Genomic DNA, 18,546 nt, shown 5'->3' with positions numbered 1-18,546 from the left:
AAAAGTAGTTATTTAGTTTCCAGTCTTTTCGGATTTCTCGAGAGCTATTCGATTGTTTTTTTCTTCAAAGTTAGTTTTTTCTTCTTTGTCATTGCTGATCAAATCATTTGTCGCTTTTTTAAATTCTTTTAATGTGTTTCCAAAAGCCTTTCCAATTTCGGGTAATTTAGAAGGGCCAAAAATGATTAATGCTATGACTAGAATGAGAATTAAACCAGGGATGCCAATACTGGATAACAAACGTCTCACCCCCTATTCCATGATGGTTTGTTTAGTAATCAAAAAATGAGATCATTACTTATAAAATTGGCATGCCATGACGCTCTAAAGCTGCTGCTTCTAATATAGACATGCCTTGTTCTTCTGCGAATGCAGTAAGTTTATCCGAAACAACTGGAGCAAGACTTGCTGGCGGCAAAGCCTGGTTCATAGCTCTTCTACGGGTAGAATTTCTGCGTGCAAATGGTCCCCAAATCGCAAAGGTGATACCTGGTGTTTGCATATTCACAAAGAAAGTATTTCCATCTGGAGCAAATGTAGGGCCAGCAAATTCAGAACCGTTCATCATATTCTCAGCGAAAGTATAAATATTTCCTTCAGGAGTTAATCCGACAATACGGTCATTGCCGCCGCCATCTTCGGCGATCCAAAGATCTCCCCAAGGAGTGATCGTAATGTTATCCGGTGCTTCTAAATCATTTTTATCAGTAGACTCATAGAATAGTTCTAAGTTGTTTGTCGCTGGCGTGTAGCGATAAACACGGCCAAGGTGTGCTGAACCTGCACTTGTATCATCAAACCATAAAGTACCTTCAGAAAAATAAGCCCCTTCTAAGCGGCTAAACTGAATGCAGCCTTTATCCTTGGCATCTTGCTGTGCAATTTCAGGATTTAATTTTTTCCAAACAACCCCGAATTTTTGTTCAGTACTAAATTGACTTGCAGCTGCAGCTGGCAATTCATCAATCGCTGCTGCTTCAAGGATACCTCCCTTTTGCAGAGAACCTAGCTTTTGACTTCGGTCATGTGGTGTAAAGCGGTACAAGAAGCTTGGACTTGCGTCTTCGGTTAAATACCAAATTCCTGTTGAAGGGTCAACATGCCCAGCTTCATGAGAGAAATAACCCATATCACGGATCGGTGTTCTTGACATTTCGTTTTCAGGATCAAGCGGATTCACTTCAAATACAAAACCATGTCCCATATCACGAGTTTCTTCCATTGTTAACCAGGTCCCCCAAGTCGTAGCTCCACCCGCACAGTTACGGATCGTACCTGAACTTGATACATACTGATCAATGACCTTGTTATTTTGTCCAACGATTATTGTGGTTGTGCCGCCGGCAGCACCAGCGCTCCAAGGTTTTTTCCCGTTTACAGGGTAATCTGAATTTGTCCCATTTTCATGGTTTCTTACAAGAATGGTTGTACCCTTCTCCCCTTTATAGGCAGCCATTCCATCGTGAGCAGAAGGGACAAGGTCACCATTAGGCATGATATCACCAGTTTTTGAAAGCATTTTGTAATGAAATCCCCTTGGCAGATCGAGAACACCATTTGGATCCTTTACTAGTGGGCCATATCCACCAAATCCGCTTGTTGGTTTGCTGGAATCCGCTGCAAATCCTTTTGTAGCCCCCGCAAGAGAAAATATCCCAGTTGAACCAAGTGTTAATGCTAAAGTACTCATACCGCCCACTTTTAAGAAATTACGTCTGTTTAAACCGCTATTGCTGGATTTCATCAACATTACCTCCAAAAAATCTTTTTGAGGGGTGCTATATTCCTTATAGCAAACCCTACCCTCAAAATTAACAGAACATTTTAAATGCTCTGTTAAGCTCATGTGATTTTATTCCTTCGCATGAAAGATAAACCAAAAGTCACTGTTTTCACGAAAACAATGGAGGTTATAATGACATTTTTAACATGTAAAGGGTTGAAATTGATGGTATGAGTCAAAAGTGGAGAAAAAACTAAGGATTTAGTCATAAAAAGACCGATGCAGAATATTAAAGCTTATTAATCGTTTGTAAATATAAGAGATACACTATGACAAACTAGTTAACCCGATTAATTTTACCAAAATCTATTTAAATTTTTGAAAGGGTATCGGTTAAAGACATGCTATATCATTAATCTGGAAGTATTCTGGTTGTAAACCCAATCCCACATACTCCCCCAAATAAATTAAAGGGCTTGTTTGGATTACTGCCATTTTTCAGAGTGTTAAATGCTAATAATTTAAAAATATCCATCAGTCACAAGCATTTGCTCATATTTACATGCATGATATCTTTTTAATTCGTATAATAGAGTGAAGGGAAATCAAAATGAGTCTAATTTACAAAAAGAGGGAGCAGATTTGTTCTGTGGAACCAAAAGGCGAAGAAATAAACAGTTTAGCATTAAAAGTCAAAGAGATTATTCAATCTTCAGGATGTCAAAACGAAGATGTAATCTTTCTGTGTATTGGTTCAGACCGATCGGTCGGGGATTCATTGGGCCCTTTAGTCGGGACGATGCTTAAAGAACATACGGTGCCTTATCGTGTTTATGGTACCTTGGAAAATCCCGTTCATGCATTTAATTTAAAAGAGACGTTGAAAGAAATTAAAAAGCAATTCAAAAAGCCTCTTATTTTTAGTGTGGATGCATGTTTAGGGTATCAAAACCAGGTCGGTTATGTTTTTTTGAAGGATGGACCTCTTGTCCCAGGGAAAGCTTTAAAAAAAGTATTACCTGAAGTGGGAGATTATCATATTATAGGAATGGTAAATTATATAGATCCGCTGCCAACGATGCAATTTTTAAATGATACTCGTCTATACACGGTTATGAATTTGGCGAATAAAATCGTAAAAATCATTACTCAAGCGACCGGCGAGACTTCTAAACCTTATTAAAAGAATGGGCTGTCCCAAAAACCACTAATAATAATTGGTTTTGGCACAGCCCTAATTGTTTAAGTTCGAGAATTTATTTAACGTTATACTTAAATAATAGCCCCTGTCAAGATAGCAGCAATAATAAGGACTAATGAACAAATTAGAGCCCATTTAAATGCATACCGCTGTAGTTCCCCGATATCTGTCTTTACCATCCCTACCAGTAAAAGAGTCGAGGCCACGAGCGGACTTAAGAAATGTACAGGCTGCCCCAGTACGGAAGCTCTGGCAATTTCTAAAGGACTCACCCCATAAGCGGCTCCTGCTTCTGCTAGAATTGGCAAAACACCAAAGTAGTAAGCATCATTTGATAAAACGAACGTAAATGGCATACTTGTGAACGCAACGACCATCGGTAAAAAAGAGCCTAAAGAATCCGGAATGATGGCCACTAATGAATTTGCAATGGCGTCTACCATTTTCGTTCCGGAAAAGATCCCTGTGAAAATACCAGCCGCAAATACTAATGTGACAACGGTTATAGCGTTTCCTGCATGTGACTCGATTCGCTCTTTTTGCTGTTCTAAATTAGGGTAATTAATGATCGAAGCAAGAACAAACCCGATTAGAAACAACACCGGTACCGGTACTAAGCCCATGACAAGAACGACCATGACTGTGAGCGTCAACAAAAGATTGACCCATATTAATTTAGGGCGCTTTAAATCGTCTTGTATGGCGGAAGCTACCGCTGCTTCAGCAAGAGCCCCTTTCATTTCAGGTGCAGATTTGATATAAACAACGCCAAGCCTTTTGCGCTCTTTTTTACCAAGTACATAAGCGGTAAAAAGAATGGCTGCCATTCCTGATAATAATGTTGGGATAATCGGGACAAAGAATTCATTTGCATCCAAACCTAATGATGCTATTGCTCTAGTTGCAGGACCTCCCCAAGGAGTCATTCCACTCATAATACTGACAGCCAGCATAGAAATAGTGGCAAGAATAAGTGGATTCATACCAAGTCGCAAGTAAAGGGGCAGCATAGCGGAAATCGTAATCATATGAGTCGTGGTACCATCACCATCTAAGGCAACGGTCATTGCGATTACTGCTGTTCCTACCGCTATTTTAACCGGATCCCCTTTTACGATTTTCAACATGGTTTTAATAAGCGGATCAAATAATCCAGCGTCAATCAGAACTCCGAAAAACAAAATAGCGAACAATAGCAAAGCGGCTGAAGGTGCGACAACCTTTATTCCATCGAGCATCATATCTCCGAGCTCTGGGCCAAATCCGCCAATTAATGCAAAGATAATTGGAATGACTACAAGAGAATTAACAGGTGATAACCGTTTAGACATGATTAAATAAGTAAAGACAACGACCATTGAAATTCCAAGTAATGTTAGAATATTAATCCCTCCTATTAAAGAAACCGCTTACAAATTGAATAAAAAGTTTGAATAACTAAAAAATATTACATATTATTTCTGTTTCCCTGTTGCTTTATTTTCTATTTTTAGAATAGTTCATATCATCAAATAAGTGAAATACATATTTTTTGTACTTTTTCGAAAAAAAAACTTATAATCCATTTTATATTAAATTAAGAAATCCAAAAAGCACAATGAAATTGTCAATAATTTCATTGTGCTTTTTCGTTAAAGATTGGAATTTTTATTCAAGAAATCAATAAAGTTTTTCACAGTAGAGAGTTTTAATGAATCCTGGTTATACATTAACCATGTATTTCTTAACACTGGCTTCCCATTTTTGTAGGATAACCCGTATGTATGCAAATTATCTGAAGGCTGCAGGCATATTTCCGGCAGAATGGAAACACCAAGATCATTTTTGACCATCTCTTTGCACGTCTCCTGCCGATCTGTTTCCATAGTTACAAATGGTGGCTCTGGGAATCTATCATGCCACCAGCCATTTATTAAGTTTTTTAAAGAACTGTCGGTCTTATAATTTATGAATGGAAGTTCCGGCAAATTATCCAAGTCTACCTCTTTCTTAGAAATTAAACAAAGTCTTTCTTTATGCAGTAACGATTTGATTCCATACCATTCATAATTTCCACGCAGAATGCCTAATTGAACACTAGAGGAATCCAGAAGATGCATGATTTCAGTACTCCACCCTGTATTCACATTAAATTGTACATGAGGATATTGTGTTGAAAACTTTTTCAATATTTCTGGTAGTTTATATTGGGCAAAGTTGCTGGAAACGCCAAGCCTTAACGTTCCTCTTACCTCATTTTTCATATTCAGCATATAATCTTTCGTTTTTTGCAACTTTTTCACCATTTCTTCCGCATAGCCCGCTAAATGTACCCCTTCTGAAGTGAACTCGATGCCTCCTTTTATTTTGAAAAATAGGTTTGTGCTAAATTCTTTTTCTAAATTTTTAAGCCGGTACGTTAGCGCCGGCTGCGATATATATAAACGTTCTGCGGCACGGCTAATGTTTTTTTCTTCATATAGTACCCTTATCGCAATCCAATCTTTTTCGTCCACTTAACCATCTCCCGATTTTTGGATTATAAGTTTTTTTATCATTTTCATTAAAAAAATATGTATTTTACTTATGAATAAACATATCATACTATATTTTCAAAGGAACCGGTAGTGCTATAAATATTCATTTGAGAAAAGGTGGTTATACAATGAAAGTACCTGTAGTTGTAATGCGCGGCGGGACAAGTAAAGGTGTGTTCCTTAATTTTGAACATATGCCTTCGAATCCCTTACACTGGGAGGATTTCTTACTTGACGTGATGGGCAGTCCGGATCGGAGACAGATCGATGGTCTTGGAGGAGCGAATTCATTGACAAGTAAAGCAGCGATTATCAAAAAGTCAGAATCACCGGAATTCGATGTGGAATATACATTTGCTCAGATCAGCATCGATAATCAAATGGTTGATTTTAAAGGAAATTGTGGAAATATATCTTCCGCTGTAGGACCTTACGCAATTGAGCAAGGATTAGTCCCTATACAAGAACCTGTTACAACGGTGAAAATTTTTAACGTGAATACACAAAAACTGATTATTGCAGAGGTAGAGGTTGAAAATGGACATGTGAAATCAGAAGGATGCTGCTCAATACCTGGGGTGCCTGGTAAAGGATCACCTATTTATCTTTCTTTTACTCGTGCAGAAGGAGCAGTTACAGGAAAACTTTTCCCTACAGGAAATCCGATTGACATGATTAAAACCAAGGATCGGCTAATTCAAGTTTCTATCATTGATGTTGCCAATCCACTCGTTTTTGTCAGGGCACAGGATATTGGTCTAAGCGGAACCGAATTACCCAATGATTATTCACAGGAAAAATTAATTGAACTGGAAGAAATCCGGTCAATTGCAGCTGAAATGTGTCAATTTTCCGATAAGAAATCAGCTACTGTCAAATCTCCTGCTGTACCTAAAATGACTCTAATTGCTCCTCCTATGGATTACGTCGATCTAAACGGATCTGAAAGAAAAGCGTCAGAGATGGATTTGATGATCCGAATGATGTCGATGCAAAAGCCCCATCAAGCGCTTGCTATTACAGGAGCCATCTGTGCAACAGCGGGGGCTTACTTACAGGAAACGGTTTTATCTGAGATGGTGAACATTAAACACGAAATTTTCCGATTAGCCCATCCTGCAGGGATAATGGAAACAAAGGTTGATTTCTTGGCAGGACACATACGTGCTATTAAAGTGGTACGCACAGCAAGAATCATATTGGAGGGCTACGTGTACACGAAAAAAAATTACGAGCATTCCTATCAATTAGCTTGATAGTAAGGGATCTGCAAATTACAGCAAAAAGTTCCCTTTCACTTGGGGGCTTTATCAAATGTGGGTCTTCACTATCTTTTTATAGGAAAATAGTAAAATATTTGAATTAGGCGAAACGAAAGAAAGATTCAAAAATATGAAAGGCACTAAAATTCCCCAGATAAGCTAAAACCCCTAAAAATCTGGTTACAGTTACTAAAACCAGATTTTTATGGTTACTATAATATTTTAAAAAAGCTAATTACTATCCATCATCTTGTTTAGAGAAAAATACCAATACACAAAATCCCTACCCTTTTTCATGCTGAATTTTAGAATCGAGCGGTAAACAGCAATAAGTTAGAACTGTATTCATACGCGTTGATGCCCATCTATCCATTCAAGCTATTGCTGAACTCGAAAAGCTAGTAATGAAGAACCTTAATGTCTCGCCATCAAGACGATTAAAGCTATACAATCACTTCATCTGAAAAAGCTCCAATAGATAAACTGTTACTAAGTTTGACCTTTTATATTCCTATATGATATGAGTTTTAGTCAAAGCATAAAGACTTTAAATATGTTAAAATACCAAACAGCCAAGGACTTTTAAGCCTTGGCTATTTTTCATTCTTCTACTTCACGTATCTCCATTATTTTTTTGGACACATTCTTATCCAATAAACCATTCAAGGAAAAGACTCAGTGATTATTGATCGTTTCAACCTTTTCTTGAGTATAGCGTGCTGCGGATGAGCCAGCTAATTTTCCAAAGACTGCTCCAGACATTAACCCGGATCCACCAGGATAGTTTTCATAAAAAATCCCCCCAATCATTTCACCAGCCGCAAAGAGACCTTTTATCGGTTGTTCTTCTTTGTCTAACACATGACCCGTTGTATCTACATGCAAACCACCGAACGAGAAGGTAATTCCGCACGTTACAGGGAAAGCATAGAATGGACCTTGCTCAATTCGAAGTGCCCAGTTGGATTTAGGAGGGGTAATTCCTTTCGTTCCTTTGCCATCTTTCTCTACGGGTCTATACTCGCCATCTTGTACCGCACTGTTATACTCTTCGATCGTTTTAAGAAATTGTGTTTGATTGACCGGCAGTAAACTAGCCAACTCTCCAAGCGTATCTGCTTTATAAAAAGTCGCTTCTTCAAGGTCATATTCTTTACGCAGCATCAGGCGTACCTGTGCATCATAAATTTGATATGCCACATGTCCAGGCTGTTTTAATACCTCACGGCCGTATTTTGCATAAGTGTAATTTCGCAAATCTGCTCCTTCATCAACAAACCGTTTCCCTTCATTATTAAGCATGACGCTGTACGGATAAGAATGCTTTTTAAAAATATCCCCCGGCTTCGTGAAGTCCCCTACTTTTGGCGCATTATAATCTGTCCCAATAGAATGACATCCAGACCACTGCCCAAATTTTTGAGCCCCTACTGCCATAGCCATGGAAATGCCGTCTCCTGTGTTGAACTCGGTTCCACGAACAATAGCCGCTTCCCATTCTTCACCAATATTTTCACTTCTCATTTTCTTATTGGCTTCAAAGCCGCCACAAGCCAAAATCACACCGGATGTCTGAACTGTCACCATTGTATGATCCTTCTCAACAACGACACCGGTTATTGTATTATGCTCTGATACGAGCTCCACAGCACGTGAATCGTACCAAACGTCGATGCCAATTTCTTCTGTCCGCGCAAAGAGCTGTCTCATTAAGCCAACGCCTTTATCCTCCGTTTTGATAGGCAGTCCTCCCCAGAAATTGCGCTTGCCAGCTTGTACGAAAGATTGATTTTCATAATTCAATTCAAATTTTATTCCCTGATCACGCATCCACGCAATTGTTTCATACGATTTAGAAACCAGCTGCTTTGCTAACTCAGGATTACTTTGTCCACCTGTTACTCGCATTAGATCATTGTAATAATCGGTTTCCGTGTATTCAGGCATTACAATTAACTCGGATTCTTCATCTGTTAATTCAGGTATTATATATCTGATTCCGTCTAAATTATTGTATGCAACGCGAATGGCTCCATCCGTGAAGAAAGAGTTCCCTCCACGCTTTTCCACTGGTCCCCGTTCTAATACAAGAACTCTAGCACCTCCCTCTTTTGCTGAGATTGCGGCACATAAAGCTGCGTTTCCTGCCCCTACTACAACTACATCATAATATTGTGCATTTGACATTTTTACCCCTCCTGTTAAGTAGTGATAACTCTTCATGTAAATAATAAGTGAAAATAATGAATAAAAATAATATTGTTTTTTTATTCATTGCCATAGAAAAATTTTATGAAAGAATGCTGGAAAGGCAAAACTATAGTGAGTCTATTGATTTACATAAAAAGATAGATTTCTTTTTTAATTAGCTGTATTATACTTTTAGAAATTAAATAAATTATCATAATTTATAATTACCCATAAATATTTTTTATGGTTAAAGGAGAAAAATTTTATGGATGAAAAAGACTGGCTTATATTAATTACTCTTTACGAAGAAAGAAATATAACAAAGGCAGCACAGCGACTATTTATTTCTCAGCCAGCTTTATCCTATCGTATAAAACAGCTGGAAAAAGAGTTCAAAACAAATTTGATCTCTAGAGGCAAAAGAGGTGTCGAGTTTACAGTTGAAGGGGAATACCTCGTTCAATATTCGAAAAATATGCGTAAGCAATTAGGAGCGGCAAAAGAACACATTTCAAATTTGGATAAAAAAGTAAAAGGAACTTTGCGATTGGGTGTATCTGGCTTGTTTGCCCGATATAAACTACCAGTATTATTAAAAGAATTTCTAACCCTATATCCAGAGGTTGAAATCAGTTTGAAAACTGGATGGAGTTCTCAAATTCATCAAATGCTTCAAAAAGAAGAAGCACACCTCGGGATTGTTAGAGGTCCTTACAAATGGCAGGAAAATAAAGTGTTATTTCAAGAAGAAAAGATTTGTATTGCCTCCAGTAAAAAAATTGAATTAAAAGAACTTCCTTTTCTTCCTAGAGTTAATTATCAGACAGATCAATCGTTAAGAAATACTATTGAAAACTGGTGGCAGGAAACATTTGCGTTACCACCTAAGATTTCAATGGAGGTAGATCGGATTGAAACATGTAAGGAACTGGTTCTTAATGGTTTAGGATATGCCATTTTACCAGAAATCTGTATTAAAGATGATGAACCGCTGTATACTTTCCCCATTGTATTAAGCGATAATAGCTATTTGCTTAGAGAAACTTGGGTTTTTTATCGGGATGTGACTATGGATTTGGCACAAGTGAAAGCATTTATTGATTTTCTTAATGATTCTAAACAATGAAACAAGACGAAACGAAGTAAAACTAATTCAAAGGAAGAGAATTAATATGAAAAAGTGGGATTTAAATAATGCAAGCAAGACAATCCAATTTTCGGCTGCACTTCTAACTGCTTTTATTGGAGGCGGCCTTTTCTCTCTTTTCAGGTTTCCAATCCCCTGGCTTCTTGGCCCAATGGCAGCCCTATTAATTGCATCACGTTTCAAAAACGTTAAATTGATTTGGCCCGTTTCGATGAGAAATACTGGATTAATTATTGTAGGTTATTCAATAGGCATCTCCTTTACCAAGAGCTCACTGTCTGATATGATTAGTCACCTTCCCTCAATGTTGATCCTTACAATCTTAATTGTCCTTGTGTGTGCATGTTCTGCTTTAGTTATGTCAAAATATTCCGGCATTGACTATCCCACCTCCTTAACGAGTAGTATTCCTGGAGGTTTGTCACAAATCGTTGTGTTTGCAGAAGAAATGAAAGGTATTGATATTACTACCGTAACCTTTTTCCATGTTACAAGAGTGATAATGGTGGTTTTCTTAGTTCCCCTGTTAATTATCAGTCCCCTGTTTGCAGCGAATCGTACCAATGATTCATCTAAAATAATGGATAACGTTATTCCAGAGTGGAGTGATTTATTTCCTCTTATCTTTCTGTTCGCCCTTATTTGTTTTCTCGCAGCAAGAGTAGGTAAAATATTCAAATTACCAGCTCCTTACTTTTTAGGACCAGTAATCGTTACTGCTGCAATAGGTCTTTTAGGTTTGCAGGGACCACCACTTCCTCTTTCACTTCTTGATATATCTCAATTTATGGTTGGCGGTTATATCGGTTTACTATTAAAACCGGAACAACTTGATAACAAAAGAAAAACCTTATTATTGGCTTTGATGAACGGACTAATCTTGATCTGCGCAACAATGTTTTTTAGTTTTCTACTGACCAAGTATTATGATTTATCGCCTATTACGGGTTTTTTAAGTTTAGCCCCTGGTGGAATGGATCAAATGGGAATCATTGCACAAGAAGTAAATGCTGATGTATCTACTGTTACCAGCTATCAACTATTTCGGATGGCGTTTATTTATGCCGCAGTGCCTCCATTACTAAAATTGGTATTAAAATTAAGTTTAAGAAAAAAAGACAAGAACAGTAATGTAAAACTAAATGTTAAATAAAAAAGGGGGAAGCTTTGCTCAAGGACAATGAAAAAGTCTGATTTATAAAGAAAAGAAGGTTATCATGCAAAATATTTAGATGATGACCTTCTTTTTTGATCCTAAAAGTAGCATTAAATTTTTAAAAAATTTCGTTATTGAATCATTTATCCTATGGCTTTATTTACTCTCCTCCCCATTCTTTTTTAAAGAATAAATTATTTTGATACCAATACAAAAAAAATATGTATTTAACTTATTGTTCTCTCTGTATTACCTTTAATAAAGAAAAGCGCATAAGCATAATGTAAAACTTATTAATCTACCAGTTTATTTTTCTGAAAAATCACAAAAATATTTCTTAGTCACCCAGAGATCATTTGAAAGCGCATTCAAAGTATGGGAGGGGATTTAATAATGTTTCTTACAATTTTAGGTATCTCCATGGTTACCGTCTTTACCTATTTAATTATGTCCAAACGTTTATCACCCATTGTTGCTTTAACTTTAGTTCCAATCGTTTTTGCTGTAGTTGGTGGTTTTGGAAGTAAAATTGGCACTATGATGATGGAAGGCATTAAGCTAGTCGCCCCTTCTGCCGCTCTATTATTATTCGCCATATTGTTTTTTGGCATTATGATAGACACGGGCTTATTTGACCCACTTATCAAAAAGTTATTAGAAGTTGTCAAGGGAGATCCTGTCAAAATTTCGATAGGTACCACCATTCTTGCATTGCTCGTGGCCCTAGATGGAGACGGTACAACAACGTATATCATTACTGTTTCAGCTATGTATCCACTTTATAAACGAATCGGTATGAATCCATTGATTTTAGCTACAGTAGCCATGCTAGCTTTAAGTGTCATGAGTGGTATGACCCCCTGGGGCGGCCCTGCTACCCGAGCAATAGCAGTATTGGGACTTGATGCATCCGAATTTTTTGTTCCACTTATTCCTACCATGATCGGCGGTGCTATTTGGGTTATTTTCGTGGCATTTATTTTAGGGAAAAAGGAACGTAAACGATTGGGTGTAATACACATAGAAGAGTTAAAAAATGAAATAGCTGCTACTGTAGAAAATGAAGCCACTGATGCATTACCTCATATTGACATTAAACGCCCTCGTTTTTTATGGGTTAACTTATTAATTGTGGTAGGCATTATGGTCATTCTTATTATGGGATTGGTACCTTCCCCTATTTTATTTTTGGTCGGTTTCACTATTGCTTTAATGATTAACTACCCTAATCTGGAAATGCAAAAAAGACGTATCTTAGCACATTCTGGAAATGCTTTAATTGTTGTTCTACTAGTTTTTGCAGCTGGAGTATTTGCAGGAATTTTTTCCGGTACAAAAATGGTTGATGCTATTGCTAATGGACTGGTTGCGATAATACCAGCTTCATTAGGACAGTTTTTCCCTGTCATTGTTGGCATTACAAGTATGCCATTCACTTTCGTTTTATCGAATGATGCCTATTATTTTGGAGTTCTCCCTATTCTTGCAGAGGCAGCTTCAGCCTATGGCATTAGTCCGTTAGAAATTGCCCGGGCTTCTATATTGGGACAACCCGCTCATTTAATGAGTCCGCTTGTTGCTTCAACCATTCTATTAGTTGGCATGGTTGATAAAGACCTTGGAGAATATCAGAAATTTGCATACAAATGGGCCATCTTGACATCGTTAACCTTAACAGTATTAGCTATAATTAGTGGCGCTATCTCTTTTCTGTAAAGTATACAGGTCCTTGTCTACTTGTTTGCTAGTAAATAACCGCAGGACCCTTTCCAAAAACAACTACTAAGGACTTTTAATCAATTTATCATAAATGTGAGGAACAACAACTATTGAAAGATAGACTCGGCGTATATCATTAACAGATAATCACATGGTAATCCTATATCCCATTTGAAAGATAATGAAAAGAAGTTGAAATTAAGCTGGCTGATTACTACATGGAGGTTTTACATAATTTAATGGAGGAACTTTGGGATCGTACGAATGAATACCCAAACATTGAGCGTGAAAAAACAAAAAATCTTTTACAGCTTCTCAATCAAGAATAACCAAAAGAATGAATTGGGAAGAAATACAATTCTTACTTTAATGTTATTACAAAAAATATATTCTTATTTTTGTTATGAAACTGCCTAAAGTAAAAAGCTGCCTTAAAGACAGCTTCAGACTGTAGACAAACTCGATGAAAATCGAGTTTGTCTATTTTTATGGCTTGTACAATTTGGACGTTGATTTCCACTCCAGGCACTCGCTTTCCGCGGGCGGTCGGGGAGCCTCCTCGGCTTTCGCCTGCGGGGTCTCCCCTAGACGCGCTTTTCCCGCAGGAGTCTCGTACCTTCCGTTCCAATCAACTTTGTCTTACCTTTTAGATAGAACACTTTTGCCTGGAGTCATGTTTGTTTTAAAATAGAAGTATTAAAACTTGAGGTGATGAGGATGCTTTCTAAACATGATTCTATTCAGCGAGATCAACTTGAAATGATTACTTTAGATCAATTGGTGCCACCGAACCATTTGGTTCGTAAAATGGAGGCTGCCATTGACTTCACTTTCATTTATGACTTGGTGAAAGATATGTATTCAGAGGTAGGACGCCCAAGTATTGATCCAGTTATTTTAGTTAAACTGACTTTCATTCAATATACCTTCGGTATTCGTTCCATGCGTAAAACGATTGAAGAAGTTGAAACCAATATGGCTTACCGTTGGTTCTTAGGCTATGGTTTCCATGATAAAGTACCTCATTTCTCTACGTTCGGGAAAAATTATGAGCGACGCTTCAAAGATACAGATCTGTTTGAACAGATTTTCTATCGCATTTTAATGACAGCTGCTAATAAAAAGTTAATAAGTGCTGAACACGTTTTCGTGGATTCCACACATGTGAAAGCCAGTGCGAATAAACGGAAATTTGAAAAGAAAATCGTTCGTAAAGAAACACGAGCGTATCAAGGACGTCTTCAAGAAGAAATCAATCAAGATCGTGAAAACCATGGAAAAAAGCCTTTTCCACCAGATAAATTTGATAAAGAAGAGACCAAAGAGATTAAAGAAAGTACAACGGATTCTGAGAGTGGCTACTATGTGAAAGATGAACGAACAAAACAGTTTGCCTATTCATTCCACGCGGCCGCAGACCGCAACGGTTTTGTATTGGGAACGATTGTAACACCTGGAAATACACATGACAGTCAGATCTTAGAGCCACTAGTTGAACAAGTGATTGAGAAAGTTGGAAAACCGGAAGCCGTTGCCGCAGATGCAGCTTATAAAACACCAGCGATTACAAGCTACCTATTTAACAAAGAAATCATACCGGCTTTACCTTATACACGTCCTCGCACCAAAGAAGGATTTTTCCGCAAACAGGACTATGTATACGATGAACATTTTGATTGTTACCTTTGCCCTTCGGGCGAAACTTTAAAGTACTCAACAACAAATAAAGAGGGCTATCGCGAGTACAAATCGCCAAAACAAATTTGTACAACATGCTCATTTTTATCTCGGTGTACAGAAAGCAAAGACTGTCAAAAAGTGGTGACACGGCATATCTGGCAAACACATGTGGAAGAAGCAGATCATCTGCGTCATCATCAAGATGTAAAACCTATATATGCAAAACGTAAAGAAACGATTGAGCGTGTATTCGCAGATGCAAAAGAAAAGCATGGTATGCGTTGGACTACTTTAAGGGGACTTAAAAAATTGTCGATGCAGGCGATGCTTACTTTCGCTGCCATTAATTTAAAGAAGATGGCCAATTGGACATGGCAAGGTCCAAAAATGGCCTAACATAGTGGGCTCGTAGAGCCCCAATCTCTAAACTTCAGGCGAAAATTCAAAGGGAATTTCAAAAGGGGTTCAGAATTTTTTAATTCCGAACCCCTTTTGTCTACAAACTGAAGCTGCCTTAAAGACAGCTTCAATCTTATTATTTGCTCTCAAATGATAAACAATTGTATTTTAACTACCGTAAATAACTGTTTCAAAAGCTAATGGCAGTTGTATTTCTTAGATGAGATCAACTGCTTTCGTTGTGTTTTTTTGTTCCCTATAGGGAAACCTCTAAAGGTTAAGGCTTTTATGCAATCATTATTTAATAAATCCATTGAGAAATTGATATAACTCTTCTAATTCACTTTCTTTTGCCACAATACAGTTAGGGTATTGTTTTATCTCTGCTACGCTGGATAATTTAAAATCATTCGGAGTCGGGAGGCCAGAAGCACAAATCATTAAAAAGTCAGCAAAGTGAATTAACCCAGTCACTGCTGACGTTTTTATGGTCATTTGCCCCATTGCTCGCCCTGCAAATAAACCCTTCATTGCACTTTTTCCACCTGTTCTTTCTATTACTATTCTACTTTCGTCTATTACTACTTTTGTTCCTGATTTTAAATCAAAAGTTTTCAACTTCTCAACCTCCTACTTTTCCCTTAATATTACAACATCTTTATATGAAAATGGCTTATAAATGTCAATGAAAATAAGCTTCAACTAACCTGCCAAGTTTTTTGAATAAGAAAAAGGTTGCCGAAAAAAACCCTAGTTAAAGTGTTAATATAAAGATTCATCAACAAGTTCTTATTGGCAAATTGAGAAATATTTTTATTTCATCGTAAACTTAGTCCATTTATACACATTATACATCTAATGTTAATGAAAGCTGCATTCGTAAAGATTGTTGCAATAATAAGGAATCATTTTTTTGGGAGTATAATATCGAAAGTTCTTCCAAGAAAGAAACAACCGCTTGAAAATCTAATATTAATCCAACATCTATGAGGTGAATTTTTTGGTATAAAGTATATGGGAAGCAAGTAATGACATAATCATGATCTAAACGCCTCCCGTTAGACAAAATAAAGAAAGGCCCAAATATCAAGGATTTGAGCCTTTGGTAGTTGATGACCTGTGCGGGATTCGAATATACAAGAAAAGAATAAATGGTGTTTGTCCCTAAATAGAAATATAATTTAATAGATATATGAAAAAGTAAGTATGAAAAGGTGGAGTTTCATTGGATATTTTATGGTGGGGGTTAACGATCGTCTTATTTGCTTTAAGTTTTGTAGGAATTGTCTATCCTATTATTCCTTCGGTTGTTGCCATTTGGGGAGGATTTGCAGTTTATCGATTCCTGGTTAATCCTGATGAGTTATCGTTATGGTTCTGGATCAGTATGGTTGTGTTGAGCGGTGTATTAATCGCGGCAGACATTATCGCAAACAGTTATTTTGTTAAAAAGTATGGGGGGTCAAAAACATCCGAGACAATAGCAGCTATTGCCACGATTGTTGGTTCATTTGTCTTTCCTCCTTTTGGAATAATTCTCGTACCATTTTTAGCAGTCCTCGTTTCGGAATTAATCATTCAAAAAGATATAATGAAGGCTGCTAAAGTTGGGTTTGCAACTATCATCGGTTTTTTAGGCGGCAGTTTAGCCAAAGTATTAATTCAATTATTGATGATTGTTTGGTTTATTTTAGCGGTAATCTTTTAATTATTTATAAACGGCTGCATAAGGAAAAAGCTGACTTTCAACAGTCAGCTTCAGACTGTTGACAAACTCGATGAAAATCGAGTTTGTCTATTTTTATGGCTTGTACAATTTGGACGTTGATTGGAACGTAGGGCACTCGCTTTCCGCGGGCGGTCGGGGAGCCTCCTCGGCTTTCGCCTGCGGGGTCTCCCCTAGTCGCGCTTTTCCCGCAGGAGTCTCGTACCTTCCGTTTCAATCAACTTTGTCCTACCTTTTAGATAGAACACTTTTGCCTAGGGTCATTTTTGTTTTAAAATAAAAGTAATAGAACCTGAGGTGATGAGGATGCTTTCTAAACATGATTCTATTCAGCGAGATCAACTTGAAATGATTACTTTAGATCATCTGCGTTATCATCAAGATGTAAACCCTATATATGCGAAGCGTAAAGAAACGATTGAGCGTGTATTCGCAGATGCAAAAGAAAAGCATGATATGCGTTGGATTACTTTAAGGGGACTTAAAAAATTGTCGATGCAGGCGATGCTTACTTTCGCTGCCATTAATTTAAAGAAGAAGGCGAAATTCAGAGGGAATTTCAAAAGGGGTTCAGAATTTTCCGCCCCCCTTTAGTCTACAAATTGAAGCTGACTTTCAACAGTCAGCTTTTTCTATTAACAGAAGTCCGTACAAGATAAAAAAAATGATGGAGGAAAAGGAACTATTAGTGTGGCCTATTGTGAACACTTCTTTAACGATAGAACTTCTCACAACTGCTCCCTTCTGTGTCAAAACTCAAGACATGATCCCCGCCCAAGTTTTTACAGCCGTGGCTAAAATCAATAGAGCCAGTATGACTTGCAGTACTTTTACATTCATTTTTTTACCGGCCATTGCCCCAAGCGGAGATGCTATTAAGCTAGCTACAACCATGATCAACGCCGGATAGAAGTCAACTTGACCAGTTGAGATTTTCCCTGCTGTTGCACCAATGGATGAAATGAAAGTAATGGCCAATGAAGAAGCAATCGTGACCCTTGTTGGAATTCTTAAAACGATAAGCATGATGGGAACTAATAGAAAGCCCCCTCCGGCACCGACTATCCCGGCGCCTAAACCAACGATTAATGCCAGGATGGCCGCAAGCCATTTGTTAAAGGTAACTTGATCTACAGGAATGTCATCTATCCCTTTCTTCGGAATGAACATCATGACAGCCGCTATCAACGCCAAGATGCCATAGACGATATTCACTCCGTTTTCCGACATCGATTGTGATCCAAAACTCCCAACCACGCTTCCGATCAACACACTGATCCCCATGTAGAGAATAAGCGTTTTATTTAAATGTCCGCTCTTACGATAGCTCCATATACCTCCGATGGAAGCGAATAAGACTTGTACAGCGCTAATGCCTGTCACATCATGGGCACTAAATGCCGCTAAACCGAAGATTGGGGGAATAAACAGCAGCATTGGATAATTTATTATCGAACCGCCGATGCCGAGCATCCCTGAAACGTATGAACCTATAAAACCAATCAAAAAGATGGTAATGATAAAGGTTATATCCATTTTAAGTGCCTCCCTTAAAAGAAGGGAAACCAAATGGTTCCCCTCTCTTTATCAACCTTTTCTGATCCAAAATTTCAGTATATCATTTTCTTCTGCTGTTTCCATCAGTTCATGGCCACCGGATTTTGACCAAGCGGCTAAGTCTGCTTTAGCTCCTTTATCGGTTACATGTATTTCCAGCACTTGCCCGGTTTGCAAATCATTCATGGCTTTTCTCGTTTTGACGATTGGCATTGGACATGCCAGTCCCTTAGCATCTAGCACTTTATCTGCATTCATATTTCATCTCTC

15 protein-coding genes and 1 pseudogene are annotated in these 18,546 nt (G+C 37.7%); 8 read left to right on the top strand and 8 right to left on the bottom strand.

The window, feature by feature from the left end; translation table 11 throughout:
- Nucleotides 1–12: 12 nt before the first annotated feature.
- Nucleotides 13–240: a twin-arginine translocase TatA/TatE family subunit gene (gene tatA, locus MHB45_RS07830; RefSeq protein ID WP_072272856.1), complete on the bottom strand. Its 228-nt coding sequence runs from the start codon at nucleotides 238–240 to the stop codon at nucleotides 13–15.
- Nucleotides 241–298: 58 nt separating this feature from the next.
- Nucleotides 299–1,744: an alkaline phosphatase PhoX gene (locus MHB45_RS07825; protein WP_095394384.1), complete on the bottom strand. Its 1,446-nt coding sequence runs from the start codon at nucleotides 1,742–1,744 to the stop codon at nucleotides 299–301.
- 589 nt (nucleotides 1,745–2,333) lie between these two features.
- On the opposite strand from MHB45_RS07825, the gene yyaC reads away from it, so the two are divergent.
- Nucleotides 2,334–2,906, top strand: a complete 573-nt coding sequence (yyaC, locus tag MHB45_RS07820) for a spore protease YyaC (protein ID WP_340907613.1) — start codon at nucleotides 2,334–2,336, stop codon at nucleotides 2,904–2,906.
- An 89-nt stretch (nucleotides 2,907–2,995) separates the two neighbouring features.
- Here yyaC and MHB45_RS07815 read toward each other — a convergent pair whose 3' ends face one another.
- Together MHB45_RS07815 and MHB45_RS07810 are read right to left on the bottom strand one after the other, a co-directional pair.
- A complete protein-coding gene (locus MHB45_RS07815; protein WP_048677806.1) occupies nucleotides 2,996–4,306 on the bottom strand; it encodes a CitMHS family transporter in 1,311 nt (436 codons plus the stop codon).
- Between the two features lie 249 nt (nucleotides 4,307–4,555).
- Nucleotides 4,556–5,419, bottom strand: a complete 864-nt coding sequence (locus tag MHB45_RS07810; RefSeq protein ID WP_048677804.1) for a LysR family transcriptional regulator — start codon at nucleotides 5,417–5,419, stop codon at nucleotides 4,556–4,558.
- A 149-nt stretch (nucleotides 5,420–5,568) separates the two neighbouring features.
- Here MHB45_RS07810 and MHB45_RS07805 point away from each other — a divergent pair, with 149 nt between their 5' ends.
- On the top strand, nucleotides 5,569–6,696 hold the full coding sequence (locus tag MHB45_RS07805) for a 2-methylaconitate cis-trans isomerase PrpF family protein (protein ID WP_048677801.1): 1,128 nt from the start codon (nucleotides 5,569–5,571) through the stop codon (nucleotides 6,694–6,696).
- Between the two features lie 681 nt (nucleotides 6,697–7,377).
- On the opposite strand, the gene tcuA is transcribed toward MHB45_RS07805, so the two are convergent.
- The gene (gene tcuA / locus MHB45_RS07800) at nucleotides 7,378–8,889 is read right to left on the bottom strand and encodes an FAD-dependent tricarballylate dehydrogenase TcuA (RefSeq protein ID WP_253349296.1); all 1,512 of its coding nucleotides are present in this window, start codon (nucleotides 8,887–8,889) and stop codon (nucleotides 7,378–7,380) included.
- 268 nt (nucleotides 8,890–9,157) lie between these two features.
- On the opposite strand from tcuA, the gene MHB45_RS07795 reads away from it, so the two are divergent.
- The 4 genes from MHB45_RS07795 (at nucleotide 9,158) to MHB45_RS07780 (ending at nucleotide 14,990) form a co-directional block, all read left to right on the top strand.
- Entirely contained in the window at nucleotides 9,158–10,018 is an 861-nt protein-coding gene (locus MHB45_RS07795) for a LysR family transcriptional regulator (RefSeq protein WP_048677798.1), read from the top strand.
- A 46-nt stretch (nucleotides 10,019–10,064) separates the two neighbouring features.
- Nucleotides 10,065–11,192, top strand: coding sequence for an AbrB family transcriptional regulator (locus tag MHB45_RS07790; protein WP_072272853.1), 1,128 nt, complete (start codon nucleotides 10,065–10,067; stop codon nucleotides 11,190–11,192).
- Between the two features lie 396 nt (nucleotides 11,193–11,588).
- Entirely contained in the window at nucleotides 11,589–12,911 is a 1,323-nt protein-coding gene (locus tag MHB45_RS07785; RefSeq protein WP_072272852.1) for a CitMHS family transporter, read from the top strand.
- A gap of 720 nt (nucleotides 12,912–13,631) precedes the next feature.
- Nucleotides 13,632–14,990 (top strand): IS1182 family transposase, encoded by a 1,359-nt coding sequence (locus MHB45_RS07780; RefSeq protein ID WP_072272405.1) that lies wholly within the window; start codon nucleotides 13,632–13,634, stop codon nucleotides 14,988–14,990.
- A 300-nt stretch (nucleotides 14,991–15,290) separates the two neighbouring features.
- Here MHB45_RS07780 and MHB45_RS07775 read toward each other — a convergent pair whose 3' ends face one another.
- Nucleotides 15,291–15,611, bottom strand: a complete 321-nt coding sequence (locus MHB45_RS07775) for a hypothetical protein (protein WP_063593101.1) — start codon at nucleotides 15,609–15,611, stop codon at nucleotides 15,291–15,293.
- 607 nt (nucleotides 15,612–16,218) lie between these two features.
- Here MHB45_RS07775 and MHB45_RS07770 point away from each other — a divergent pair.
- Together MHB45_RS07770 and MHB45_RS07765 are read left to right on the top strand one after the other, a co-directional pair.
- Nucleotides 16,219–16,701 (top strand): DUF456 domain-containing protein, encoded by a 483-nt coding sequence (locus MHB45_RS07770; RefSeq protein WP_072272851.1) that lies wholly within the window; start codon nucleotides 16,219–16,221, stop codon nucleotides 16,699–16,701.
- 378 nt (nucleotides 16,702–17,079) lie between these two features.
- Nucleotides 17,080–17,313: pseudogene (locus MHB45_RS07765) on the top strand (transposase); the annotation flags it as partial.
- A 162-nt stretch (nucleotides 17,314–17,475) separates the two neighbouring features.
- On the opposite strand, the gene MHB45_RS07760 reads toward MHB45_RS07765, so the two are convergent.
- Together MHB45_RS07760 and MHB45_RS07755 are read right to left on the bottom strand one after the other, a co-directional pair.
- The gene (locus tag MHB45_RS07760; protein WP_048687710.1) at nucleotides 17,476–18,255 is read right to left on the bottom strand and encodes a sulfite exporter TauE/SafE family protein; all 780 of its coding nucleotides are present in this window, start codon (nucleotides 18,253–18,255) and stop codon (nucleotides 17,476–17,478) included.
- 51 nt (nucleotides 18,256–18,306) lie between these two features.
- Entirely contained in the window at nucleotides 18,307–18,534 is a 228-nt protein-coding gene (locus MHB45_RS07755; RefSeq protein ID WP_034312794.1) for a sulfurtransferase TusA family protein, read from the bottom strand.
- Nucleotides 18,535–18,546: the final 12 nt, after the last annotated feature.

It is taken from the genome of Peribacillus sp. FSL K6-5616 (genome assembly GCF_038008245.1).
GTDB lineage: Bacteria > Bacillota > Bacilli > Bacillales > DSM-1321 > Peribacillus > Peribacillus frigoritolerans.
Note: the sequence above shows the minus strand (reverse complement) of the source record. Positions and strands in the feature narration are given on the sequence as shown.